At 58.5% G+C, this 25167-nt stretch carries 25 protein-coding genes, 1 tRNA gene and 1 pseudogene; 21 read left to right on the top strand and 6 right to left on the bottom strand.

The window, feature by feature from the left end; all coding sequences use genetic code 11:
• Positions 1–13 precede the first annotated feature (13 nt).
• Positions 14–1042: a nucleoside hydrolase gene (locus HDC32_RS06600; protein ID WP_131700541.1), complete on the top strand. Its 1029-nt coding sequence runs from the start codon at positions 14–16 to the stop codon at positions 1040–1042.
• A 26-nt stretch (positions 1043–1068) separates the two neighbouring features.
• Here HDC32_RS06600 and HDC32_RS06595 read toward each other — a convergent pair whose 3' ends face one another.
• The gene (locus HDC32_RS06595) at positions 1069–1281 is read right to left on the bottom strand and encodes a hypothetical protein (RefSeq protein ID WP_053128891.1); all 213 of its coding nucleotides are present in this window, start codon (positions 1279–1281) and stop codon (positions 1069–1071) included.
• 154 nt (positions 1282–1435) lie between these two features.
• Here HDC32_RS06595 and HDC32_RS06590 point away from each other — a divergent pair, with 154 nt between their 5' ends.
• Entirely contained in the window at positions 1436–1741 is a 306-nt protein-coding gene (locus HDC32_RS06590; RefSeq protein ID WP_131700542.1) for a hypothetical protein, read from the top strand.
• A 142-nt stretch (positions 1742–1883) separates the two neighbouring features.
• The gene (locus tag HDC32_RS06585; RefSeq protein ID WP_131700543.1) at positions 1884–2204 is read left to right on the top strand and encodes an I78 family peptidase inhibitor; all 321 of its coding nucleotides are present in this window, start codon (positions 1884–1886) and stop codon (positions 2202–2204) included.
• A gap of 73 nt (positions 2205–2277) precedes the next feature.
• Here the strand turns inward: HDC32_RS06585 and HDC32_RS06580 are convergent, their stop codons facing one another.
• Together HDC32_RS06580 and HDC32_RS06575 are read right to left on the bottom strand one after the other, a co-directional pair.
• Positions 2278–2490, bottom strand: a complete 213-nt coding sequence (locus tag HDC32_RS06580) for a cold-shock protein (RefSeq protein WP_003234260.1) — start codon at positions 2488–2490, stop codon at positions 2278–2280.
• Positions 2491–2779: 289 nt separating this feature from the next.
• On the bottom strand, positions 2780–3094 hold the full coding sequence (locus HDC32_RS06575; protein WP_131700544.1) for a hypothetical protein: 315 nt from the start codon (positions 3092–3094) through the stop codon (positions 2780–2782).
• Between the two features lie 368 nt (positions 3095–3462).
• On the opposite strand from HDC32_RS06575, the gene thrS reads away from it, so the two are divergent.
• From thrS to HDC32_RS06530, 9 genes are all read left to right on the top strand, one after another.
• Positions 3463–5385 carry a threonine--tRNA ligase gene (thrS, locus tag HDC32_RS06570; protein WP_048719014.1) on the top strand — a complete coding sequence of 641 codons (1923 nt, stop codon included), beginning with the start codon at positions 3463–3465 and terminating at the stop codon, positions 5383–5385.
• Positions 5385–5936 carry a translation initiation factor IF-3 gene (gene infC / locus HDC32_RS06565; protein ID WP_015884933.1) on the top strand — a complete coding sequence of 184 codons (552 nt, stop codon included), beginning with the start codon at positions 5385–5387 and terminating at the stop codon, positions 5934–5936. The genes thrS and infC overlap by 1 nt, the downstream gene beginning before the upstream one ends.
• A gap of 60 nt (positions 5937–5996) precedes the next feature.
• Complete coding sequence (rpmI, locus tag HDC32_RS06560; protein ID WP_002553160.1) at positions 5997–6191, top strand: 50S ribosomal protein L35; 195 nt, start codon at positions 5997–5999, stop codon at positions 6189–6191.
• Positions 6192–6220: 29 nt separating this feature from the next.
• Complete coding sequence (gene rplT / locus HDC32_RS06555) at positions 6221–6577, top strand: 50S ribosomal protein L20 (RefSeq protein ID WP_003174975.1); 357 nt, start codon at positions 6221–6223, stop codon at positions 6575–6577.
• A gap of 109 nt (positions 6578–6686) precedes the next feature.
• Positions 6687–7703 carry a phenylalanine--tRNA ligase subunit alpha gene (gene pheS / locus HDC32_RS06550; RefSeq protein WP_131700545.1) on the top strand — a complete coding sequence of 339 codons (1017 nt, stop codon included), beginning with the start codon at positions 6687–6689 and terminating at the stop codon, positions 7701–7703.
• A 26-nt stretch (positions 7704–7729) separates the two neighbouring features.
• Positions 7730–10108 carry a phenylalanine--tRNA ligase subunit beta gene (gene pheT, locus HDC32_RS06545; RefSeq protein ID WP_184743066.1) on the top strand — a complete coding sequence of 793 codons (2379 nt, stop codon included), beginning with the start codon at positions 7730–7732 and terminating at the stop codon, positions 10106–10108.
• 3 nt (positions 10109–10111) lie between these two features.
• Positions 10112–10414 (top strand): integration host factor subunit alpha, encoded by a 303-nt coding sequence (gene ihfA, locus HDC32_RS06540; protein WP_002553164.1) that lies wholly within the window; start codon positions 10112–10114, stop codon positions 10412–10414.
• Positions 10395–10751: a MerR family transcriptional regulator gene (locus tag HDC32_RS06535; protein ID WP_003174972.1), complete on the top strand. Its 357-nt coding sequence runs from the start codon at positions 10395–10397 to the stop codon at positions 10749–10751. The genes ihfA and HDC32_RS06535 overlap by 20 nt, the downstream gene beginning before the upstream one ends.
• A 90-nt stretch (positions 10752–10841) precedes the next feature.
• Positions 10842–10918: transfer RNA gene (locus tag HDC32_RS06530), tRNA-Pro, on the top strand.
• 216 nt (positions 10919–11134) lie between these two features.
• Here HDC32_RS06530 and HDC32_RS06525 read toward each other — a convergent pair.
• Positions 11135–12691 carry a methyl-accepting chemotaxis protein gene (locus HDC32_RS06525; protein WP_131698271.1) on the bottom strand — a complete coding sequence of 519 codons (1557 nt, stop codon included), beginning with the start codon at positions 12689–12691 and terminating at the stop codon, positions 11135–11137.
• 895 nt (positions 12692–13586) lie between these two features.
• Between HDC32_RS06525 and HDC32_RS06520 the strand changes: the two are divergent.
• A pseudogene (locus HDC32_RS06520) lies at positions 13587–13697 on the top strand (hypothetical protein); the annotation flags it as partial.
• A 385-nt stretch (positions 13698–14082) separates the two neighbouring features.
• On the opposite strand, the gene HDC32_RS06515 reads toward HDC32_RS06520, so the two are convergent.
• Together HDC32_RS06515 and bamA are read right to left on the bottom strand one after the other, a co-directional pair.
• A complete protein-coding gene (locus HDC32_RS06515; protein ID WP_184743063.1) occupies positions 14083–14940 on the bottom strand; it encodes a lipopolysaccharide biosynthesis protein in 858 nt (285 codons plus the stop codon).
• Between the two features lie 164 nt (positions 14941–15104).
• The gene (bamA, locus tag HDC32_RS06510) at positions 15105–17471 is read right to left on the bottom strand and encodes an outer membrane protein assembly factor BamA (protein ID WP_184743061.1); all 2367 of its coding nucleotides are present in this window, start codon (positions 17469–17471) and stop codon (positions 15105–15107) included.
• A 196-nt stretch (positions 17472–17667) separates the two neighbouring features.
• Here bamA and HDC32_RS06505 point away from each other — a divergent pair, with 196 nt between their 5' ends.
• From HDC32_RS06505 to HDC32_RS06470, 8 genes are all read left to right on the top strand, one after another.
• A complete protein-coding gene (locus HDC32_RS06505) occupies positions 17668–18351 on the top strand; it encodes a response regulator transcription factor (protein WP_131698267.1) in 684 nt (227 codons plus the stop codon).
• Entirely contained in the window at positions 18348–19631 is a 1284-nt protein-coding gene (locus HDC32_RS06500) for an ATP-binding protein (protein WP_145336260.1), read from the top strand. The genes HDC32_RS06505 and HDC32_RS06500 overlap by 4 nt, the downstream gene beginning before the upstream one ends.
• Before the next feature lie 57 nt (positions 19632–19688).
• A complete protein-coding gene (locus tag HDC32_RS06495; protein WP_131698265.1) occupies positions 19689–20126 on the top strand; it encodes a hypothetical protein in 438 nt (145 codons plus the stop codon).
• Positions 20127–20380: 254 nt separating this feature from the next.
• Entirely contained in the window at positions 20381–21049 is a 669-nt protein-coding gene (locus HDC32_RS06490; RefSeq protein ID WP_184743058.1) for a GntR family transcriptional regulator, read from the top strand.
• Positions 21050–21114: 65 nt separating this feature from the next.
• Positions 21115–21921: an ABC transporter substrate-binding protein gene (locus HDC32_RS06485; RefSeq protein ID WP_167656348.1), complete on the top strand. Its 807-nt coding sequence runs from the start codon at positions 21115–21117 to the stop codon at positions 21919–21921.
• Positions 21922–21933: 12 nt separating this feature from the next.
• Positions 21934–22710 (top strand): amino acid ABC transporter permease, encoded by a 777-nt coding sequence (locus tag HDC32_RS06480; RefSeq protein ID WP_015884889.1) that lies wholly within the window; start codon positions 21934–21936, stop codon positions 22708–22710.
• A gap of 2 nt (positions 22711–22712) precedes the next feature.
• Positions 22713–23492: an amino acid ABC transporter ATP-binding protein gene (locus HDC32_RS06475; RefSeq protein ID WP_092485926.1), complete on the top strand. Its 780-nt coding sequence runs from the start codon at positions 22713–22715 to the stop codon at positions 23490–23492.
• A gap of 22 nt (positions 23493–23514) precedes the next feature.
• Entirely contained in the window at positions 23515–25125 is a 1611-nt protein-coding gene (locus HDC32_RS06470) for a gamma-glutamyltransferase family protein (RefSeq protein ID WP_184743055.1), read from the top strand.
• The last annotated feature ends 42 nt before the right edge of the window (positions 25126–25167 follow it).

The following is a 25167-nucleotide window of genomic DNA, read 5'->3' as shown; positions in this document are numbered from 1 at the left end:
CAAGGAGTGTTTTATGCAACGTGGTCTCCCAACCCTGAGAAATCTGTTTCGGAGTGTCCTGCTTTTGTCCGCACTCACTGCTGCCAGCGCCCAAGCGGCGGAAAAAATCGACTTGATCATCGACACCGACCCAGGCGCCGACGATGTGGTGGCCTTGCTCTTTGCCATGGCTTCCCCGGACGAATTGAACATTCGTGCGCTGACTACCGTCGCCGGCAACGTGCGCCTGGACAAGACCTCGCGTAACGCGCGCCTGGCCCGCGAGTGGGCCGGGCGCGAGGAAATCCCGGTGTACGCCGGCGCACCCAAGCCGCTGTTGCGCACACCGATCTATGCCGAGAACATCCATGGCAAAGAAGGTATTTCCGGCGTCACCGTCCATGAGCCTAAAAAGGGCCTGGCTGAAGGCAGCGCCGTTGATTACCTGATCAAGACCCTCCGTGCGGCTAAGCCTCACAGCATCACCATTGCCATGCTCGGCCCGCAGACCAACCTGGCGCTGGCATTGACTCAGGACCCGGAAATCACCCAAGGCATCAAGGAAGTGGTGGTGATGGGTGGTGCGCACTTCAACGGCGGCAATATCACCCCGGTTGCCGAGTTCAACCTGTTCGCCGATCCGATTGCAGCCGAGATTGTGCTCAAGAGTGGCGTCAAGCTGACTTACCTGCCGCTGGACGTGACCCACAAGGTGCTGACCAGTGAGGCGCGCTTGAAAAAGATCGCCGACATCAACAACAACGCGAGCAAGGTTGTCGGCGATATTCTGAATGAGTACGTCAAGGGCGATATGGAGCACTACGGCATCCCGGGCGGACCGGTACATGACGCCACTGTTATCGCTTACTTGCTCAAGCCGTCTTTGTTCACGGGGCGTCAGGCCAATATGGTGGTGGACAGTCGCGAAGGCCCGACCTTCGGCCAGACCATCGTTGATTGGTACGACGGCCTGAAGCAGACAAAGAATGTGTTTTGGGTTGAGAACGGCGACGCCCAGGGCTTCTTCGATCTGCTCACCGAGCGCCTTGCACGCTTGAAGTAACCCGGTCGACGTTCGTCAGCTGGTTCTCATTCCCGCTCGGGGTCTTGTGCCCCCATGTGGTCGGCCGGGTATTTTTCGAATACCTGGCCGATGAATGCTTGCGCCGCCTGGGTGCCGAGTTCCTTGACCAGCAGGTCGATACCGATGATTGCCAGTTCCTCCGGGCTTCCTGGGCTGTAGGAACTTTGCCCTTGGGGCCACTTGGCTTTGATGTCGGCTTGGAGCGTTACGGTGGTCATGGAAGTCTCACGGGTTGAAATACTGGGCAGTGCGCTGGAACGCGGCTCTAACGGGCGCAGTTAATCATTTTGCGCGGGGTTTGGCACTGCTACTTAGGCATGAAGCAGGCGCTGTGCGACACTGTCCCCCTGTTTAATTGCCGGGGGACCCCGCGTGCAGATCGATTTGAGTAACCCCGAGAACCTGACCCTGGCCGCCGTGCGCCAACTGATCGCCAGTGCCAGTGATGACGAACATACCCAGTTGCGTGTGACCAAGGCTGGGATTGCCTACATATCTTCGGGGGTGGTGGGAGGCACTGATATCGACGGCCTGCTGTTTCGCCTGGAGACCTGGGCCAAGGGCTCCGGTTATGTCGGCAACGTCGCAGCCAGCGACGAGGTCTGGGTCACACAGATTTTTAATGCGCTGAAGCAGAACTGGCCGAAGCCGCCATTTGATTACATCGACATCTACTGATTACGTTCATATTTGGTCACGATTGATCGGGCGAATGCTTGCTGATAGTCGGGCAGACTTGCCTATCGGCGGTTTACGTTTTGAAACCTATCATCCAGACCGCTGTCGCAAGATCTCTGTTCATTTTTCAATAGGAGGCTTCATGCCTTGGAAGCTCGCATCATTCGGTACTTTGTTGGCAGCACTCGCGTTGGCGGGTTGCAGCACCCCGGGTGCCTCTGAGCCAGCCAAAGACGCCGCCGTGACCGATGCCGGTCATAGCCGCTGTGAGTCGAAGGCCGCCGAATTCAGCATTGGCCAGAAAGCCTCGCCGCAGTTGCTGGAGCAGGCCCGTACCCGCGCTGGCGCGCAGAACGCACGGATTCTCAAGCCCAACGATATGATCACGCTGGAATACCGCTCCGACCGCTTGAACCTGAATACCGATGACAATCTGGTGGTCACGCGCGTTAATTGCGGCTGATCGTTTCCAGGCTTTTGCAACGCCCATAAAAAACCCCGTCACATGGACGGGGTTTTTTTAGCTCAGCGGAGAATTACTCGCCGCGAACCTGTGCAGCTTGCATACCCTTTTGGCCTTTCTCAGCCACGAAGGAGACGGTTTGGCCTTCTTTCAGGCTTTTGAAACCGTCGCTTTCGATAGCTTTGAAGTGTACGAACAGGTCGTCACCGCCACCTTGAGGAGTGATGAAGCCGAAGCCTTTTTCATCGTTGAACCATTTAACGGTGCCGGTTTGGCGATTAGACATGGTGTATCTCCAAGAAACATATATTTTCAGTAGTGCTGTGCTGCTCAGGCCAACTGGGCACACCGGGCTATCATAGTCGAAATGTTCGGCTTGGGAGCCCCCCCAAGGCATTGTTTGCTAATCAATAGCGTTGCGTTTGGTGCTTGTGTCGGCTGAAAGCCCCGATTTACGGGGCTTCAGCACGAAATATAAGCTGGTAAAAAAAGCCGTAAAAGCTGCGTAATTTGTGAGAAATGGCAGTTTTCGGGCTGTTTTTCCGGCAAAACGGACGTCTGATCAGGGCCCGATCTTACTTTTTCTTCACGACTTTGCAGGACGAAATAGCCGCGACCGCTTTGTTTTTAAGCTCCGGGCTGGCGTTCTGATTGGTCATGAGTTCCTTGATTTCTGCTGTGCTCAATTCGGCGTTGATCTTGTCAGCGCCACATTCGCAATGGGCCTTGGCAGTTTTGGCATCAACGTTCTGGCTGGCAGCTGCGCTGCAGTCGCTGACGAAGCTGTCGCGGGCGCCCGCTGGCCAATTGGACGGGGCGGCGGCCTGCGCGCCGAGGGAAAGGAGGCTCAGGGTAGCGGCGAGAGCGAGGGTAGAGGTGAAACGCATCATGGGATGCTCCTTTGGGTCGAGGACGAACGGCGATTCTCAGTGGGTTTGAGGCATGGCGTACAGCCCAAGTTCACTTTTGCAGCTATAAAGGCTGGAATTTGTCTTTAACATCAGGTGTGCCCGGCGCGATGACCGTTCATCTGTGCTAGCATCTTCCGCTTGGCTAATTCCGGGTGCGCCATTTGCCGCCTTGCCATGTTTCTTTTTAGCTCACTCCAGTCACTGTGGTTCGATTATCGGTTGGCCGAAAGGCTCCTGCCGCTGTAAGGCAGGCGTTCATCACTGAACGGCCTGGTGTTGGATCTTGTACTGGCTCATCCCAACCCACGTGACCTTTGGTAGGGGTCACCACTAGGAGAGGAGGCGCCATGCCAACTATTACTCTTCCCGACGGCAGTCAACGTTCATTCGATCATTCGGTTTCCGTAGCCGAGGTCGCCGCCTCCATTGGTGCCGGCCTGGCCAAGGCCACCGTGGCCGGCAAGGTCGATGGCAAGCTGGTTGACGCCAGCGACCTGATCACCTCCGATGCCAGCCTGCAAATCATCACGCCCAAGGATCAAGAGGGGCTGGAGATCATTCGCCACTCTTGCGCGCACCTGATTGGCCATGCGGTCAAGCAGCTGTACCCAACTGCGAAAATGGTGATCGGCCCGGTCATCGACGAAGGTTTTTACTACGACATCGCCTACGAGCGTCCTTTCACTCCGGACGATCTGGCCGCCATCGAACAGCGCATGCACGCACTGATCGAAAAAGATTACGACGTCATCAAGAAAGTCACCCCGCGTGCCGAGGTGATCGACGTGTTCACCGCGCGTGGCGAGGACTACAAGCTGCGTCTGGTGGAAGACATGCCGGACGAACAGGCAATGGGCCTGTACTACCACGAAGAATACGTCGACATGTGCCGTGGTCCGCACGTGCCGAACACGCGCTTCCTCAAATCGTTCAAGCTGACCAAATTGTCTGGTGCCTACTGGCGCGGCGATGCGAAGAACGAGCAGTTGCAACGGATCTACGGCACCGCCTGGGCTGACAAGAAGCAGCTGGCCGCCTATATCCAGCGCATTGAAGAAGCCGAAAAGCGCGATCACCGCAAGATCGGCAAGCGTCTTAACCTGTTCCACCTCCAGGAAGAAGCGCCGGGCATGGTGTTCTGGCACCCGAACGGCTGGACCCTGTACCAGGTGCTTGAGCAGTACATGCGCAAGGTTCAGCGCGACAACGGTTACCTGGAGATCAAGACCCCACAGGTCGTTGATCGCAGCCTGTGGGAGAAGTCCGGGCACTGGGCCAACTACGCCGACAACATGTTCACTACACAATCGGAAAACCGCGACTACGCCATCAAGCCGATGAACTGCCCTTGCCACGTGCAGGTGTTCAACCAGGGCTTGAAGAGCTACCGCGAGTTGCCGATGCGTTTGGCCGAGTTCGGCGCCTGCCACCGTAACGAGCCATCGGGTGCGCTGCACGGCATCATGCGTGTGCGCGGCTTCACCCAGGACGACGCCCACATCTTCTGTACCGAAGAGCAGATGCAGGCCGAATCCGCCGCGTTCATCAAGCTGACCATGGACGTTTATCGCGATTTCGGCTTTACCGAAGTCGAGATGAAGCTGTCCACTCGTCCGGAAAAACGCGTCGGTTCCGACGAACTGTGGGACCGCGCTGAAGCGGCACTGGCCGCAGCGCTAGACAGTGCGGGCCTTGCGTACGACCTGCAGCCGGGCGAGGGTGCCTTCTACGGTCCGAAGATCGAGTTCTCGTTGAAAGATTGCCTTGGCCGTGTCTGGCAATGTGGTACCTTGCAGCTCGATTTTAACCTGCCGATCCGTTTGGGAGCCGAATACGTCTCCGAAGACAACAGCCGTAAACACCCGGTTATGCTGCACCGGGCGATCCTCGGTTCGTTCGAACGGTTCGTCGGGATCCTGATCGAGCACTACGAGGGTGCGTTCCCTGCGTGGCTGGCTCCGACTCAGGCAGTGATCATGAATATCACTGATAAACAGGCAGATTTTGCTGCTGAAGTTGAAAAAACTCTCAACGAAAGCGGATTTCGTGCCAAGTCCGACTTGAGAAATGAAAAGATCGGCTTTAAAATCCGCGAGCATACTTTGCTCAAGGTTCCCTATCTTTTGGTTATCGGAGATCGGGAAGTCGAGATGCAGACTGTCGCTGTGCGTACTCGTGAAGGTGCTGACCTGGGCTCGATGCCCGTCGCCCAGTTCGCTGAGTTCCTCGCGCAAGCGGTTTCCCGGCGTGGTCGCCCAGATTCGGAGTAATTATTATTAAGCGTGAAATGAGACAAGATAAACGAGCTGCACCGAAAGCCCCGATCAACGAGAATATCTCGGCACGCGAGGTTCGGTTAATTGGCGCTGACGGCGAGCAGATTGGCATCGTCTCGATTGATGAAGCGCTTCGTATTGCAGAAGAGTCCAAGTTGGACCTGGTGGAAATTTCCGCCGATGCAATCCCACCCGTTTGCCGGGTGATGGACTACGGCAAGTCGATCTTCGAAAAGAAGAAGCAGGTTGCCGCGGCGAAGAAGAACCAGAAGCAGATTCAAGTAAAAGAAATCAAGTTTCGTCCAGGGACGGAGGAAGGGGATTACCAGGTAAAACTGCGCAACCTGGTACGTTTCCTGAGTGATGGGGACAGGGCCAAGGTATCCTTGCGATTCCGCGGCCGTGAGATGGCCCACCAGGAGCTGGGGATGGAACTCCTCAAGCGGGTTGAAGCTGACCTGCTCGAGTACGGTTCGGTCGAACAGCATCCTAAGATGGAAGGACGCCAGCTGATCATGGTCATCGCCCCGAAAAAGAAGAAGTAATCAACAGGGCACGGCAGGCCTTCTGATTATGTTTATCAACTGAATGCGGAGTATCCGAACATGCCAAAGATGAAGACTAAAAGTGGTGCTGCTAAGCGGTTTCTGAAAACTGCTAACGGTATCAAGCACAAGCACGCTTTCAAGAGCCACATCCTGACCAAAATGTCGACCAAGCGTAAGCGTCAACTGCGCGGTAGCAGCTTGCTGCATCCGTCTGACGTGGCAAAAGTCGAGCGCATGCTGCGCCTTCGTTAATTTTGGATCAAGAATAGAGGAAGTAACTCATGGCTCGTGTAAAGCGTGGCGTCATTGCCCGTAAACGTCACAAAAAAATTCTGAAACTCGCTAAAGGCTACTACGGCGCGCGTTCACGCGTATTCCGTGTTGCCAAGCAAGCGGTAATCAAGGCAGGCCAATACGCCTACCGCGACCGTCGTCAGAAAAAACGTCAGTTCCGCGCTCTGTGGATCGCTCGTATCAACGCTGGTGCACGTGTTAACGGTCTGTCCTACAGCCGTTTCATCGCTGGCCTGAAAAAAGCGTCCATCGAAATCGACCGTAAGGTTCTGGCTGAACTGGCTGTGAACGAAAAAGCGGTGTTTGCTGCGATTGTCGAGAAAGCTAAAGCCACCTTGGCTTAAGTACCCCCGACAGTCACCCTGGGCTGCTCCTGTAGCCCAAGGTGGTAAACGTCATAAATAGGGGAAGAGCCTTCAAGCTCTTCCCCTATTTTGTATCTGGAGTCTGTACATGGAAAACCTGGACGCGCTCGTCGCTCAAGCTCTTGAGGCTGTGCAAAGCGCTGAAGATATCAATGCCCTGGAGCAAATCCGGGTTCACTACCTTGGCAAAAAGGGTGAATTGACTCAGGTGATGAAGACCCTGGGGAATTTGCCGGCTGAAGAGCGCCCGCAAGTCGGTGCGCTGATCAACGTCGCCAAGGAGCGTGTCACAGAGGTGCTCAATGCGCGCAAGGCGTCGCTCGAGGAGGCCGATCTTGCGGCCAAGCTCGCCGCCGAGTCCATTGATGTGACCTTGCCTGGCCGTGGCCAGGCCTCGGGCGGCCTGCATCCGATCACCCGGACTCTGGAACGTATCGAGCAGTTCTTCACCCACATCGGCTACGGCATTGCCGAAGGCCCTGAGGTCGAAGACGATTATCACAACTTCGAGGCGCTCAACATCCCAGGTCATCACCCGGCCCGGTCGATGCACGACACCTTCTATTTCAACGCAAACATGCTGTTGCGCACGCATACCTCTCCGGTACAGGTCCGCACCATGGAAGCGAACAAGCCGCCGATCCGCATTGTCTGCCCAGGACGTGTGTACCGCAGCGACTCCGATATCACCCACTCGCCGATGTTCCACCAGGTCGAAGGCCTGCTGATTGATCGCGACATCAACTTCGCCGACCTCAAGGGCACCATCGAAGAGTTCCTGCGGGTGTTCTTCGAGAAAGAGTTGGCGGTGCGTTTCCGTCCATCGTTCTTCCCGTTCACCGAGCCGTCCGCAGAAGTCGACATGGAATGCGTGATGTGCAGCGGTAAAGGCTGCCGCGTCTGCAAACAGACTGGCTGGCTGGAAGTGATGGGCTGCGGCATGGTTCACCCCAACGTGCTGCGCATGTCCGGGATCGATCCGGAAGAGTTCTCGGGCTTTGCCTTCGGCATGGGCGTTGAGCGTCTGGCCATGCTGCGTTACGGCGTGAACGACTTGCGTCTGTTCTTCGACAACGACTTGCGGTTCCTCGCGCAATTTCGCTAGTCGTAACGAATCTTTAGGAGAGCAGGATGAAATTCAGTGAACAATGGCTGCGTGGCTGGGTAAGCCCGCAGGTAGACCGCGATGCGCTGGTTGCGCGTCTGTCGATGGCCGGTCTTGAGGTCGATAGCGTTACGCCGGCCGCCGGTGTTTTCAGTGGCGTGGTCGTGGGTGAGGTGTTGAGCACCGAGCAACACCCTGATGCCGACAAATTACGTGTGTGCCAGGTCAGCAATGGCGCGCAAACGTTCCAGGTCGTGTGCGGAGCGCCTAACGTGCGCCCGGGCCTGAAGATCCCGTTCGCCATGATCGGCGCCGAACTGCCGGGCGACTTCAAGATCAAGAAGGCCAAGCTGCGTGGGGTCGAGTCCAACGGCATGCTGTGCTCCCAGGCGGAGTTGCAAGTAGGCGAGGGCAACGATGGCCTGATGGAGCTGCCGGGCGATGCGCCAGTGGGGCAGGACATTCGCGTCTATCTGGAACTGGAAGACGCCAGCATCGAGGTCGACCTGACTCCGAACCGCGGCGATTGCTTGTCCCTGGCTGGCCTGGCCCGTGAAGTAGGTGCGCTGTACGACGCTCCAGTGACTCGTCCAGTGGTTGCTGCAGTGGCTGCGGTGCACGATGAAGTGCGTCCGATCGAAGTGCTGGCGCCAAACGCCTGCCCACGTTACCTGGGGCGCGTGATCCGCAACGTTGACCTGTCCAAGCCAACCCCGCTGTGGATGGTTGAGCGCCTGCGTCGTGCCGACGTGCGCAGCATCGACGCTGCCGTCGATATCACCAACTACGTGATGCTTGAACTGGGCCAACCGCTGCATGCTTTCGATCTCGCTGAAATCAATGGCGGCATCCGCGTGCGTATGGCCGAAGAAGGCGAGAAGCTGGTTCTGCTCGACGGCCAGGAAGTCAGCCTGCGCGCCGACACCCTGGTGATCGCTGACCACTCCCGCGCCCTGGCGATTGCCGGTGTGATGGGAGGCGAGCACAGCGGTGTGTCTGCGACTACGCGCGATGTATTTCTTGAAAGCGCCTTCTTCGACCAGATTGTCATCGCTGGCAAGGCCCGTTCCTACGGCCTGCACACTGATGCTTCGCACCGCTATGAGCGTGGTGTGGACTGGAAGCTCGCCCGTGAAGCCATGGAGCGCGCCACTGGCCTGCTGCTGGAAATCACCGGTGGCGAAGCCGGCCCGATCACTGAAACCGTCAGCGAGCAGTATCTGCCGTCTGTTGCGCCGATCACCCTGCGCGCCAAAAGCGTCGAACAAATGCTCGGCCTGGTCATCGCTCCGGCTGAAATCGAGCAATTGTTGTCGGCCCTCGGGTTGAACATTTCTGCGGGTGGGGAAGGGCAGTGGCATGTTGAAGTGCCAAGCCATCGCTTCGATATCAGCCTGGAAGTCGATCTGATCGAAGAACTGGCTCGCCTGTACGGCTACAACCGCTTGCCGGTTCGTTACCCGCAAGCGCGCCTGGCACCGCAACCCAAGGCAGAAGCGCGTGCGCATTTGCCTGAGCTGCGCCGTCTGCTGGTTGCCCGTGGCTATCAGGAAGCGGTGACCTACAGCTTCATCGATCCCAAGCAGTTCGAGCTGTTCAACCCGGGCGTCGAACCGCTGCTGCTGGCCAACCCGATCTCCAACGACATGGCCGCCATGCGTTCGTCCCTGTGGCCAGGCCTGGTGAAAGCCCTTTCCCATAACCTGAACCGTCAGCAAGACCGCGTGCGCATGTTCGAAAGCGGCCTGCGGTTTGTCGGTCAACTCGACGGCCTGAAGCAAGAGCCAATGCTGGCCGGTGTTGTTTGCGGCAGCCGCTTGCCGGAAGGCTGGGCGCAAGGCCGTGATGCCGTGGACTTCTTCGACGTTAAAGCTGACGTGGAAGCGGTACTGGGCTTTGCCGGTGCGCTGGACGACTTCAAATTTGTGCCAGGCAACCACCCGGCGTTGCACCCTGGCCAGACTGCGCGTATCGAACGTGACGGTCGCCTGGTGGGCTTCGTCGGCGCCATCCACCCAGAGCTGTCGAAAACCCTTGGGCTCGACCGCCCGGTCTTCGTCTTCGAGCTGGTCCTGGCCGAAGTGGCCTCGGGCAAGATGCCTAAATTCAGCGAGTTGTCTCGCTTCCCTGAAGTGCGTCGCGACCTGGCCCTGATCGCCGATCGTGAAGTCGCCGCCACTGCCGTTCTGGATGTAATCCGTGAAAATGCAGGGGAATGGCTGACAGACCTCAGGCTATTTGACGTCTATCAGGGTAAAGGCATTGATCCGCATAGAAAAAGCCTTGCAGTTGGCTTGACCTGGCAGCATCCATCGCGCACTCTTAATGACGATGAGGTGAATACCACGACACAAAATATCCTCACCTCGCTCGAACAAAGGTTGAACGCCACGTTAAGGAAGTGACGTATGGGGGCTTTGACGAAAGCTGAGATGGCGGAACGTCTGTACGAAGAGTTGGGTCTGAACAAGCGCGAGGCCAAGGAATTGGTCGAGCTGTTTTTTGAAGAGATCAGGCACGCTCTGGAAGACAACGAACAGGTCAAATTGTCCGGTTTCGGCAACTTTGACCTGCGGGACAAACGCCAGCGGCCTGGCCGCAATCCAAAAACGGGAGAAGAAATCCCGATCACGGCTCGCCGTGTGGTCACCTTTCGTCCAGGGCAGAAGTTGAAGGCCCGAGTTGAGGCTTATGCTGGAACCAAGTCATAACGACGAGCTACCCGTCATCCCAGGCAAACGCTACTTCACCATAGGTGAAGTCAGCGAGCTTTGTGCGGTAAAACCGCACGTATTGCGCTATTGGGAGCAGGAGTTTCCTCAACTCAACCCCGTCAAACGCACCGGGAACCGTCGGTATTATCAGCGCCAGGATGTGCTGATGATCCGACAGATCCGTGCATTGCTGTACGATCAGGGGTTCACCATCAGCGGCGCGCGCCAGCGTATGTCCGGTGATGAGGCCAAAGACGACACCACCCAGTACAAGCAACTGATCCGCCAGATGATCTCCGAACTGGAAGATGTGCTGGTGGTTTTGAAAAAATGATTCAGGCTTTTAAAATACTTCCACATTTCAAAAGCTTGCGGTATATTCCTGATCGCTTCGTTACGAAGCGAATCCAGTAACACGCCTAGTCGGGGCGTAGCGCAGTCCGGTAGCGCACTAGCATGGGGTGCTAGGGGTCGAGTGTTCGAATCACTCCGTCCCGACCATTATTCCTGAGTAAAATCAGACTCTTAAGCCGATCAGATAGATCGGCTTTTTTGTGCCTGCGCAAAACCCGCGAAAGCTACAGATCTTAGTGCAATTGTTAGCCGGTTCCGACTGAGCTAACCAGTTAGAAGGATTTATGGGGTTGCCCGTTGGAGACTATTCTTGAAGCTAATGGGCGAACGGCTACCGTAAACCGGCAGCCGCCCTTGCGCCCCTTAAACCTTAAACCGCTCCACCAACCGCTCCAATTCATGCCCCAAGCGCGCCAGCTCGTTACTCGACGCTGCGGTTTCTTCGCAGGTGTTGGCCGTCTGGTCGGAGATGTTGCGAACGTTGATCACGCTGCGATTGATCTCCTCGGTGACGGCGCTTTGCTGTTCCGCTGCCGTGGCAATCTGCTGATTCATTGACTGAATGATTGAGACCTTGCCCGTGATGTTCTCCAGCGCATTGACCGCCCGATGGGTGCATTCCACGCTGCTTTCGCTCAGTACCCGGCTGCTTTCCATGCCTGAGGCGACGGCGTGGGTGCCGCTCTGTACCCCGGCGACCAGGCTTTCAATTTCTTCAGTGGAGCGCTGGGTACGCAGTGCGAGGCTGCGGACTTCGTCTGCCACCACTGCGAAGCCACGGCCAGCCTCTCCGGCGCGGGCCGCTTCGATGGCCGCGTTCAGCGCCAGCAGGTTGGTTTGCTGGGCGACGGCTTTGATTACATCCAGTACGCCGCCGATCTTGTCGCTTTGTTCCTGGAGATGGCGCACCGCTTCGGCCGACTGGTTGAGTTCTGCCGCCAGGCGTTGGATCTGCGCAATCGCCTCACCCACGATTTGCTCCCCCTCGCAGGCTTGTTGATCCGCGCTGGACGCGGCCGCAGAGGCTTCTTCAGCATTGCGTGCGACGTTGTGAACAGTGGTGGTCATCTCGTTCATCGCGGTGGCCACATGATCCGTTTCGGCTTTTTGATTGCTGATGCCGGAATTCGTGTGCTCGGTGACTGCCGACAACTGCTCGGCCGCGCTGGCCACCTGGATAACACCGGAGCGAATACCGTCAATCAGCTCATGAAGGTTGTGCATCATCTGCGCAAGGCCTGATTGCAGTTGGCCCAACTCGTCACGCCGGTCGACCTTTACAGGCTCGGTCAAATCACCCTGGGCAATGCGGTTCACTGCCTGGAGCGTGTGTTGCAGTGGGTTCACGATTTGGCGGGTGATGACCCAGGCGGCGAGTGTACCCAGCAACAGTGCCAGGGCCGCGACGAGTCCCAGCAGCGTCTTGGCAGAGGCGGCATCGGCATCGCGTTTGGTATTTTGCGATTGAATGAGGGTTTGCGTGGTGTCGAGTAACAGGTCACCCAACTGCCCCATCCGTTTAAATAGCGCCGCCTGGTCAATGTCAGGCGTGGACAGGTCGTGCAGGCGTTTTCCGTACTCGTTGACCGCATCTTCCTGCTGCTGGATCAGGTCTTCATCCATCGGCTCGATAAACAGTTCCCGGATACTGTGCAGATGGGCTGCAAGTTGATCCAGGGTTTGTTGCAAGGGTTGATAGGCATCCGCTGGAGCGTTGGTACCGATGCGCAAACGGATGATTCGCAAGTCTTTGGTGTAGTTGCTGATCTGCGCAATTTTTTCAACCTTAAGCCCGCGCTCGGTCAGTGTCACAACGGCGTACCAGCCGGTCGCGGCCAGCAAGAGCGCAAGCCCCAGCACCAGGCCGAACCCCCAACTTAATTTAGCACTGACTCGGATATTGCTGATCCAGCCAAACATACAGACTCCCGAAAATAACGCAGGTTGATTATTGATCCCCTGAGTGTCGACCAAGACCTCCAGTGCTTTAATTTTCAGCATGTTCCACACCTCAACTTGGACCTTGTGTGAAAAAATATAGCCAGGTGGTGTTCATGGGCTGTAGTGTTACTGAAAGGATACAGCCTTATGTTTTTCAGGCGTTGGCGGGGATGGTGGTTAGTAAACTAAGTTGGTTCTCTGAGACCCACAATGTTGTCTTGTGCTTTAGTCGAATATCCAGAAGGACCGAGTTCTGGCTGGCCAGAATGTTTGCGGCTAACTATCGAAAGACAGGAGGCCGTCACCAGGTATTTAAAGGTTTATGGTTTTTTTTAGGTAGGAAAACAAATGGTCCTGGCAGGCCCTGTATTGGTTTTCCAGGTTCTCGACTTCCCACATGCGCGCGAGCCAGACGTCATCACAGGCTGCTTCCAAATGGTTGACGGTTGTCATCCAGGCCGTTTGGGCGTTAGCGGTTGCTTGTATTAAATGCAATAGCTCCTCATTAATCGCAAGTGCATTCGGTGTGGGGGGCTTGAGGGACATTAAAAATACTCAAAACTATTTCAATAGGGGGGGGATTAGGCTCCGCACTATAAGGCCCTGCTCGCGGGAGGCAGTATTCGACTAATGGCTAACGCGGTGAAACAGTAAGGTTCATAGCTTTTTTGTGCGGGTATTCACCCTGCTTATAATGTCGCTCACGAGTTGTAGTGTATTTCACGGATTAAATAGATGATTCGGTTCAGCCGATAAGTTGAGTCTTAATTAAATCTGCATTCAATAACGTGCCGCTGCGTTAGTACGGTCTTAGCTATAAGTTAGATCAACGGCAGCGGCATTTTTCCAGTGCAGTATCAAACCACAGGCTGCCGCCGATCAGCAGACCCCGGAACCGGTGCCTTGCGACGGGGTCAGCGTTGGTGAAATCCTCATGCGCGGCAACACAGTAATGAAGGGCTACCTGAAGAATCCCGAAGCCACCCGTTGCCGGAAACCTCGACGGGCAAGATCCAGAAGTTCGTGCTGCGCGGCTGGGCCGAGGCGCTTTGAAAGGAGCCTGTTTGACCGATGAAACGTCAGTACGTCATCAAGGGCGTCGCCGTCATACAAACGTCATTTGGAGGCCCGGCATTGACCTGGTTTTACACGATTAAATCCCAGGCAAAGAAAAGCCCGCGATGGGGAGTGCGGGCTTAAAGGGATGTTCACCAGGAGCTGGGTTAACCCTAGACGCTCGACTGTGAAAGGTATGTGAAAGGGCGCCAGTCGCTAAGGGCTCGCGTCAACCGTGGATAATTGACTGTGGCAATGTCGAGTTCTATTCCGGCGACACTCAAGGCAGCTCCTAATCATCAACCTCCCTTGCTTCATGGCTTTTGGAGCATCGCTTCCACTTGCGCAACGGTTACACGCGCAATGACGCTGTCCGGAATTTTCGAAATATCGGATAAGTTGTAAACCATGAAGTCATCCCCCATGACTTTCTTGGACATCAACTCAAACGACGGAAGTATGCGGGTGTCATAGTGCTGGTCGAGCCCGCAGGGAGAGTTTATGGAGTCTTTCGTTTCGTAAAACCTTCCCGAGTTTTCGTTCAGGTCGACTCCAACCAGAAAAACCTTGGAGAACCCGACGTGAAATGCCAGCTGTATCGCCAGGTAGGCCACGGTTCGAGCATCAAAAAAGCCCTGGCTCATGTCCTTGCTGAACCCGATCGGCCGTTTCCGAAAGGTGATCAAGGAGTGATCGGTTACCAACTCTTTTTGTCTCCCGAGCGCCACATCGAGCCACGACGGTTTTGTAGCCTTGGATAACGGGTAGAACTCCCCGGTTGAAGGAACGCGGGATGATCGCGCATGGTCTTCCCATAGCGCGACCCTTTGGCTGACCGCCATGGCGTAGTTGAATAAATCCGGCTGTTGTGTGGAAAAGCTTCTGTCCGTGCAGGCGTAAAAACTCGGTTTGATGTCGGTATTCATAAACATCGAAATCGCCCCATTCATGGTAATCATGGGGACGTGTGCAAATTTTTCGAGGGGAAATGATTTGGCTGACGGGCCGGAAGCAATAATAAAAACTGCACCTGACTCGGCATTCCGACAGGCAGCAAAATCGTGCAGGGTCAGTGAGGGTACGCTTGAACGCCACGGCGCTGACACGGGTGCAAACACAGCCAGCTTTTTGTCGGCAACAGGCTTGGCCTCGACGAAGGGCGTCTGTTTCATCCGATCTATCCGCGTAGTGAAAGGAAAATACATACATCAGCCGACCAGGGCTCGACAGCAGAGTTCCTTTATAAAAAAGAATACCTAACCGCGGCTTCACCAGACGTTCGGTATCTGTGTAGGGCCTTTCCCAGAAGGGGAAACGCATCAACACGCAACAACCTTCAGAACGTCTGCCCCATGGAGAACTGAAACACTTGTTTGTCCGCGTTCTCCGGCGTGCGAATCGGATAGGCCAAATTCACACTCAGCGGTCCCAGCGGGCTGTACCAGGTCACTCCAACCCCCACCGAACTGGCCATCTGGCCCAGGTCCACGCTGCCGCAGCCCTGTGTCGTGCTGAGGTAGCACTTGTCCGAATACACCGTCCCCACGTCCCAGAACAATGAGGTGCGCACGGATTTGTTGTCTTTGATGAAGGGCACCGGGAACAGGTATTCCGCGCCGCCGGTAATCAGGATATTGCCGCCCAGCGACTCGGTGTCCCGATCCGAGTAGTACGCCTGCCCGGCACTGGCGTAGGCACCGGTAGCCGGGGTGTTGCGCGGGCCGAGAGTGCCGCTTTCAAAGCCGCGCACCGTGCCTTCGCCGCCGGCGGTGTAGGTTTCATAGAAGGGCAGCCCGTCTGTGGAACCATAGCCGCTGCCGTAGCCGAGCTTGGTGTGAAAGCGCAGTGATGTGTTGTTGCTGACAGGCAGGAACGTCTGCCCCGTGTAGTCGATTTTGTAGAAACTCAGGTCGCTGCCGGGCACCGTCACCATCAGGTTGAGGTTTTGCGAATGCCCGCGAGTCGCCAGCACGCCTTTGTTCAAGGTCGACTCCGACCAGCCAAGGGTGGCCTTGAAGTTGGTGAACTCCTTGCCTTCGCGCTCGATAAAGTCGTAGATCTCGTCGGCGCTGTAGGTGCCAGGTTCGATGCTGTCGTGTTGTACGGTCAGGCCAAAGTTTAAGCGCGAGGTTTCATTGATCGGGTAACCGAGGTTGGCGCCCAAGCCAAAACTATTGATGGCGTAATAGGACACCCCGTCATCGTAGTACTTGTTGTAGTCGGTCTTGCTGTAGAACGCGTTGTAACCCAGGCTCACCCCGTCGGTGGTGAAGTAGGGATCGGTGAAACCGATGTTGTACTTGCTCTGGTAGGACGAGCGGGTCAGTCCCAGGCTGGCGTAGTTGCCGGTGCCGAGGAAGTTGTTCTGGGTGATCGAGCCGCCGAGGATCAGCCCCGAACTCTGGGCAAAGCCGACACTGGCGGTAATCGAACCGGACGCCTGTTCTTCCACGGCGTAGTTCACATCCAGCTGGTCGTCGATGCCCGCCACCGCAGGTGTCTCGACGTTCACATCCTTGAAGAACCCCAGGCGCTCCAGGCGCACCTTGGACTGGTCGATCAGATAGGTCGACGCCCAGCCACCTTCCATCTGGCGCATTTCCCGCCGCAGCACCTTGTCGTCGGTCTTGGTATTGCCGCGGAAATTGATGCGATTGACGTAGGCCCGCTTGCCGGGGTCGACGGAGAACGTGACGTCAACCGTGTGGTCTTCATCGTGGGACTGCGGCACGCCGTTGACGTTGGCGAACGTGTAGCCTTCATTGCCCAGGCGGCGGGTAATCAGCTCCGAGGTGGTGGTCATCAGTTTGCGTGAGAACACCTGGCCCTTCTGCACCAGCAGCAAGGACTGGACCTGGTCCTGCGGGACTTTCAGCTCACCACTGAGCTTCACCTCGCGCACCGTGTATTTCTGGCCTTCCTGGATGTTCACGGTGATGTAGACGTGCTTTTTGTCCGGCGTCATCGAGACCTGGGTCGAGGTGATATCCATGTTGATATAGCCACGGTCCAGGTAATAGGAACGCAAGCGTTCAAGGTCCCCCGACAGCTTCTCCCGTGCGTATTTGTCGTCGTTCTTGAAAAACGACAGCCAGTTGCTGGTCTTGAGGGTGAACTGGTCGATCAGGGCATCGTCGGGGAACACCGTGTTGCCCACCACGTTGATGTGCTGGATCGACGCCACTTCACCTTCATCGATCTTGATTTTCAAGCCCACACGGTTACGCGGCTGAGCCATCACCTGCGCGTCGACCGACGCCGAGTATCGGCCCTGGGCAACGTACTGGCGCTGCAACTCGTTGCGTATCCCTTCCAGGGTGGCGCGCTGGAAAAGTTCGCCCTCGGCAAGGCCCGATTGCTTCATGCCTTTCATCAGGTCATCGGTGGCAATCGCCTTGTTGCCCTCGAACTCGATACTGGCAATCGAAGGACGCTCGACTACATTGATGATCAACACATCGCCTTCGCGGCTCAGTTGGATGTCCTGGAAGTAACCGGTCTTGAACAGCGCGCGGGTCGAGTCCACCAGGCGCCGGTCATCCGCTTCGTCGCCGACGTTCAGGGGTAACGCCCCGAACACGCTGCCCGCAGAGACCCGTTGCAGGCCGTTGATTCGAATATCCGAGATTTTGAAGCCTTGGGCGAGTGCCAGTGAGGCATTGAGCAGCAGCGCAACCGAGCAGAGCAGGCGCGAAAAATTCATCAAGATCTTTTCCAGAACACATCGACAAGCAGCGCCGGCACGCATGGACAACTCGCCGCGCGGCCAGACTGGTGAACATCCAGCATACGAGCGAGGGGCGTTTGGTGCGGTTAACCGAATGTCAAGTTAGGTAAAGTTTGGCCTGGGATACCGATGCCGGGCCGATAATGCGCACCCCCCCACTGACGAGCCCGAGATGATCCGCGTACTGTTGGTCGACGACGACCAGGAATTGACTGACATGCTGAGCCAATACCTCGCGCGCGAAGGCTTTGAGGCCACGGCTGTGCACACGGGGGAGGAGGGCGAGGTGGAGGCGCTGTCGGGGCGCTACAACATTGTGGTGCTGGATGTCATGCTGCCCCAGCGCTCGGGCATCGAGGTGCTCCGGCGCATCCGCGTCGTCAGCCAGGTGCCGGTAGTGCTGCTCACCGCCCGTGGCGACAACATCGACCGCATCACCGGCCTGGAACTCGGCGCCGATGATTACGTGCCCAAGCCCAGCTCCCCCGGTGAACTGGTCGCGCGCCTGCGCGCCATCATGCGCAGGGTGCAGCCGATGGGCCAGCCGACCACCGAAGTGATCACGACCGGCGCGCTGGTGTTGTGGCCCGGCAAGCGCCAAGCGCTGTGGAACGGCCTCGAGCTGGGCGTGACCAGCACCGAGTTCAGCCTGCTGGAAGAGCTGGCCCGCAGCGCCGGCCAGGTGGTGAGTAAAAAGGACCTCTCACTCAATGCCCTCGGTTGCCCGCTGACCCGCTACGACCGGCGCATTGACGTGCATATCAGCAGCATCCGGCAAAAACTCGGGCCGCGCCCGGACACCAAGGCCTGGATCCAGAGCGTACGTGGCCTCGGCTACTTGTTGATTGCCGAATGACCCGGCCCAGCCTGCTGTTCTGGAAACTGTTCCTGGCCTTCTGGCTGGCGACCACCTTGACCTTCCTGGTGGGCGTCGGCGTGCTTGAACTGGGCCGTTTCCAGCCGAATGACCCGCATGTTGAAGCCATGTTGGCGGCCGAAGACAAGCTGCTGCAACAATTCGGTGTCGAGGCGGGCGGCCAGCTCCTGGCGGTGTGGGAGCGCCCGGCGGATGAGGCCATCGGCGTCTACAACAGTGCCGGTCAATTGCTGATAGGTGGGCCCGTGGCGCAGCCGGTCTATGAGCGAGCGGTCGTCAGCAAGGAAGGCCTGGCGCTTTCGATCAGGTCGACCCACGCACCCGGTAACCCGCCCGACCGGCCCTGGCACCAGATCCCGCTGATCATCGGCACGTTGATGAGTGCGCTGTTCAGCGGCTACATGGCCTATTACCTGGCCTGGCCCCTGGCTTACCTGAAGCGCGCCATGGGCGATGCGGCCCAGGGACGCTTCGAAACCCGGGTCAAGCCCGCCATGGGCAAGCGTCGCGACGAAATCGTCGACCTGGCGGAAGACTGCGACCGCATGGCCAACCAGTTGAAGGTGCTGGTGGAGGCCCAGCAACAGCTGCTGCACGACATCTCCCATGAACTGCGTTCCCCGCTGACGCGCATGCAGGCGGCCATCGGCCTGTTGCGCCAGGACGCCGCTCGCCTGGAAATGCTCGAACGCATCGAGCGTGAATCCGAGCGCATGGACACCCTGATCGAAGCGTTGCTGACCCTGGCGCGCCTGCAGGGCCGCCCGGAAAGTATTGAGCGCGAGCCCGTGGATATCGTCGAATTGCTGGCGATGATCGTCGACGATGCCCAGTTCGAAGCGGGCATCAAAGGCTGTCGCGTGCACCTGCAGGCGTGCCCGCCGTTTATCGCCTGCGTCAGCGGTGAGTTGTTGTACCGCTGCTTCGAGAACGTGATCCGCAATGCCGTGCGCTACACCCGGCCGGACACCACCGTGGGCGTGTCGGCGCAGGTCAACCCTGACGCGAACCGCCTCACGGTGCAGATCACCGACCAAGGACCGGGCGTCCACAATGACCGGCTGCGCAGCATTTTCCAGCCGTTCGAGCGTGGAGTGGGCGACGCCAGCGTGGGGTTTGGCCTGGGGCTGGCCATTGCTGCGAGGGCCGTGCAAATGCACGGTGGCAACATCCTCGCGCGCAACGAGCCGGGCGGTGGGCTGACGGTGGAGATCACCCTGCACAGTGCGCGATCTTTACACGACATTACATTGGCTTGACCGCCCTGTACGTCGCGCCTCATTAGACTTGTCACCCTTGATTGAGTGGAGGTGGCGATGTTTCAGGTGCATAAAAAGGGCTTTGTGCCCGGCAGGAAAATGGTCGACGGCCTGGTCCCTTACGACTTCTTTTGCGAAGACAGCCCGGCGATCAATCTGTTTGTGTTTACCGGCGCCGCTACCCCGGGCGCCACGGTCGAGGAACAGACCCTGTGGGGCTTCACGCGGTTGGAACGTTTCGAGGCGATGACCCACACGTTGGTGAGTAACAAGCAGCACGCCGGCTGGTTTCAAAGCGTCAATGTGCTCACCGGGCCTAACCAGAACGGCACGCAAAGCGTGAAGTTCCAGCGCGTGCTGAAAATCATCAAACACGCCAGCCCGGCCCGTAAGGCCGACTACGAGATCCTCACCGACGAAGGCGACACCTATTTTACCCGCCGAGCGGTTGCCGAAAACAGCGCGCAAACCGTCATCTATTCGGCCGAGCCATAACGCCAACGGTGGGCTGCATTCGCCTCAAGCAAAAGCATCTCGCCCACGTCCCGCTGGGTACTTCCGCCCACCAATGGGGCGTCTTCTGCGCCATTGGGTAGCAAATTCCCACGCGAATTTTCAACGCCAGCGCCAGCTTTTTCCCTTCTATCCGATCTGAATCAATCACTTGGCTCCTCTCCGAAGCCGTTGGCACGCATCCTGCTTTTTGTATTCGTGGATAATTGGATACAAAAATTCAAAAGGTGCTGCCGATGCAATTCGCTTCCGCTTACGTTGACCGCCAGCCCCTCACTGCCGAGGAGGAGGCCTACAACTTTCTGCTTGATGCCATTTGCAGCGGTCGCTACCGCAAGGGTGACCGGCTGATCGCCGAAGACATCGCCAGCGAGATCGGCATGAGCCGCATGCCGGTGCGTGAAGCTTTCCGCCGCCTGGACGCCCAGGGCCTGGTGACCCTGCGACCCAACCGTGGCGCGATCGTCAGCGGTTTGGATATCGATGAGCTGCACGAAGTGTTCGAGATGCGCAGCGCCCTCGAAGGCCTGGCGGTGCGCGTGGCCGTCGGCCGTATCGGTGAGCGTCAACTCGCGGCCCTGGAGCGCATGCTCGACGCGATGGACGACTACCGCGATGAGAGCGCCGCCTGGGTCAGCCGCCATCGCGCGTTCCATGAATACCTATGCAGCCTCAGCGGCCGCCCGCGCCTGATGAAACAGATTTCGGCGTTGTACTCCCTGGTCGAGGCACCCATGCGCCTGTGGCTGCAGCACGGTGAAAAACCCCTCAGCGCCCGCCAGGAACACGCGGTGATCCTCGATGCGATTCGTGCCGGTGACGCCGCCCGTGCCGAAGCAGTGGTACGCGAACACATCGAAGGCACCGTGCCGGCACTGATCCAGTTCCTGCAAACCGAACAATAAGAAACACCCGCTGTGTTTTGACGTTGAGCCCTGCCCCGTTATTCAACGAACTGGAGTGTCTGGTCATGCATAAATGCCGCGCCTTGCTGGTGGCTGTCTCCTTCGGTCTCTGCGCACAAGGGGCCTTTGCTGCGCCTCAAGTGCCGGATCGTCTGCAAAAAGTCGACAAACTTGTCTATTGCTCGGGGATGGATTCCCCGCCTCTGGTGTCCTTCGACGAAGCCCAGAAACCCCGAGGGCTCACCGTCGACCTGGGCCTGGAAATCGCCAGGCGCCTGGGCGACAAGCAGGTGCAATGGCGGGTGATTCCGTTCTCTGGGCTGGTGCCGGCGTTGCTCGCCCAGCAGTGCGACATGATCGTCGACCAGCTGTTCGACAAACCCGAGCGGCGCCAGGTGATCGACATCGTCAACTACATGTATTCCAGCCAGTCGGTGGTGGTGCCCAAGGGCAACCCCAAGGGCATCAAGGCGCTGGATGACCTGTCCGCGCACAAGGTCGCGGTGCTCAACGGCTCCACCATCAAGACCCTGCTCGATACCCACAATGAAAGCCTGGCCAAGGCCGGCAAGCCCCCGATGAAACTGGTGGTCTACAACACCGACACCGACGCGTTCCAGGCCCTGCGTATCAGCCAGGTCGATGCCTACGGCACCACCGTGGAAACCGCCGGTTACTACGCAGCAATGGCCCCGGACCTGTTCCAGGAGGGCGTGCCGGCGTTCAGCCGCATCCTCACCGGCCTGGGCATACGCAAGGACGACCCGCAACTGACCGCCGCCGTGCAGCAGGTGATCAGCGACATGCGCAGTGATGGCAGCTATGTGCAGTTGCTGAACAAATGGCATGTCAGCAGCGACACACTCGACTGAGGTTCTACAACAATGAATTTCAATTGGGATGTGTTCTGGCAGTACCTGCTGCAGCCTAGTGGGGTTTACCTCACGGGGCTGTGGCTGACGTGCCTGATCAGCGTACTGGCGATGCTGTTGGGCTGCGCGCTGGGGCTGGCGGCGGCGTTGTTGCGCTTGTCGAAGAACCCGCTGTTGCATCTGCCGGTGCGTTTTTATGTGTGGCTGATGCGCGGTACGCCGCTGCTGGTGCAGATCGTGTTTCTGTACACGGCACTGGCGGCGGGCGGGATTTTCCGCTTTGAGGATATCGAGCTGTTCGGTTTGATCGTCCCCGGCAATATCCAGGCGGCGATCATTGCCCTGGGCCTCAACGAAGGTGCCTACATGGCCGAGATCATCCGTGCCGGTATCGGTGCGGTGGACAAGGGCCAATATGAAGCCGGGCGCTCCCTGGGCATGGGCTTCGCCAAGTTGATGCGACGCATCGTGCTGCCCCAGGCGTTCCGGGTGATCGTGCCGCCGCTGGGTAATGAGTTCAACGTGATGCTCAAGAACACCACCCTGGTCAGCGTGATCGGTGTGCAGGAACTGCTGCTCAGCACCCAGATGATCACCTCGGCCACCTTCCGGGTGTTCGAGCTGTACCTGGTGGTCGCCCTGTACTTCCTGACGCTGACCACCCTCTGGGGCTTTTTCCAACGCTGGCTCGAAACCCGCTTCAGCCAATCCGACCGGCCTTCCGCGCCACCACCGGCAGCCAGTCGCATGTTCGGGCGCAGCACCCTGAAACTGCTGAGGGGACGATAACCATGGCGCACCAAAGTGACGAACTGATCATCGAAGCGCTGGATATCCACAAGTCGTTCGGCGCGCTGCAGATTCTCAAGGGCATCTCGTTGCAAGTACGACGCGGCGAAGTGGTGGTGCTGATCGGCGCCTCGGGCTCGGGCAAGACCACCTTTATCCGCTGCATCAATTTGCTGGAAGACATCCAGGGCGGCCGCATCCGCGTCAACGGCCGCGCCATGGGCTACCGCGAGCGCAGCGACGGCAGCCTGGTACGCGACTCGGAGCGCAACATCGCCCGCCAGCGCCGCGACATCGGCATGGTGTTCCAGCGTTTCAACCTGTTCCCGCACATGACGGCGCTGGAAAACATCATCGAAGCACCGATCCAGGTCCTCGGCACGCCACGTGCCGAAGCACTGGAACAGGCCCGTGGCCTGTTGGCGCGGGTCGGCCTGGCGGACAAGGCCAGCCATTACCCGTCGATGCTCTCCGGCGGCCAGCAGCAACGGGTCGCCATCGCCCGCGCCCTGGCCATGAAACCCCAGGCCATGCTGTTCGACGAACCCACCAGCGCCCTCGACCCGGAAACCGTCGGTGAAGTGCTGCAGGTGATGAAAGAGCTGGCCGAGGAGGGCATGACCATGGTGGTGGTCACCCATGAAATGGGCTTTGCCCGGGAAGTGGCGGACCGCGTGGTGGTACTCGACCAGGGAGAACTCATCGAACAAGGGCCGCCGGAACAGATCTTCAGCCACCCCAGTCATCCCCGTACCCGGGCGTTTCTCAGCCGTGTGTTATGACTTTTTTTGAAGAGCCTTTGCCATGTTGAAATTTTCTGCTCACGAGTACCCCTATCCGTCGCAGCGCCAGAGCGTATTTGCCCGCCGTGGCATGGTCGCGGCGTCCCAGCCCCTGGCCGCCCAGGCCGGTATCGAGATCATGCAAAAGGGCGGCAACGCCATCGACGCGGCCATCGCCACGGCGGCCGCGCTCACGGTGGTGGAGCCCACCGGCTGCGGCCTGGGCGGCGATGCGTTTGCCCTGGTGTGGTGCAAGGGCCAGTTGCATGGCCTGAACGGCAACGGCCATGCGCCGGGCGCCTTGAGTGTCGAGGCGGTCAAGGCTGCCGGGCACGACCGGATGCCGCTGTACGGCTGGACCCCGGTGACCGTGCCCGGCTGCCCATCGGCCTGGGCGGAGCTGTCGCAACGCTTCGGCAAGCTGGCGTTTGACGAGTTGCTGCAACCCGCCATCCGCCTGGCCCGCGAGGGTTTCCCGCTGTCACCGGTGGTTGCCCACCAATGGCAGATATCCTTGAACGAATTCAGCCCGCACCGCGATGAAGTGCTGCAAGCCTGGTTCGACACGTTCCTCATCGATGGGCGCGCACCCCAAGCGGGCGAGATTTTCCGCAACCCGGCCCAGGCGCGCACCCTGGAAGAACTGGCCGCCAGCCGTTGCGAAAGCCTGTATCGCGGTGACCTGGCCGCACGCCTGGACGCCCACTCACGGGCCACCGGCGGATACCTGCGCGCCAGTGATCTCAAGGACTACCGCGCACAGTGGGTGGACCCGATCCACATCAATTATCGCGGTGTCGACGTCTGGGAAATCCCTCCGAGCGGCCAGGGCCTGGTGGCGCTGATGGCGCTGAACATCCTCGAAGGCTTCACCTTCGATCACCGCGACAGCCAACAGACCTGGCACCTCCAGCTCGAGGCCATGAAGCTCGCCTACAGCGACGGCCTGCACTACATCACCGACCCGCTGCATATGCGCATGGCAGTGGCCGACCTGCTCAGCGACGACTACAGCGCCCGCCGTCGCAGCCAGATCGGCGAGCAGGCCCAGGCGCCCAAGCCCGGTGACCCGCACGCCAGTGGCACGGTATACCTGGCCACGGCGGACGCCGAAGGCAATATGGTCTCGTTCATCCAGAGCAACTATCACGGCTTCGGCTCCGGCGTGGTGTTGCCCGACAGCGGCATTGCGCTGCAGAACCGTGGACAGGAATTCAGCCTCGACCCGACCCACGCCAACTGCCTGGCAGCAGGCAAGAAGACCTTCCACACCATAATCCCCGGTTTCCTCACCAAGGACGGCCAGGCCCTTGGCCCGTTCGGCGTGATGGGCGGCTATATGCAGCCCCAGGGCCACGTACAGATGGTGATGAACCTGGTGGACTTCGGCCTCAACCCCCAGGCCGCACTGGATGCGCCGCGCTGGCAATGGCTGGGCGACATGAAGGTCGGCATCGAGCAGGGCGCCTCCCGCGACCTGGCCAATGCCCTGGCCCGGCGTGGTCACCAGGTGCAGATCGCCAGCGACCTCACTGACTACGGCCGTGGGCAGATCATCCTGCGCGACCCGGTCAGCGGCGTGCTGTGCGGCGGCACCGAACCGCGTGCGGATTCCCATATCGCGGTATGGTAACCAGGGCAGGGCATGGCGCCGCCATTGCCCTGCCATTTTGAA

It is taken from the genome of Pseudomonas sp. JAI120 (assembly GCF_014207255.1).
Lineage (GTDB): Bacteria > Pseudomonadota > Gammaproteobacteria > Pseudomonadales > Pseudomonadaceae > Aquipseudomonas.
This window is presented reverse-complemented; position numbering and strand designations above follow the sequence as displayed.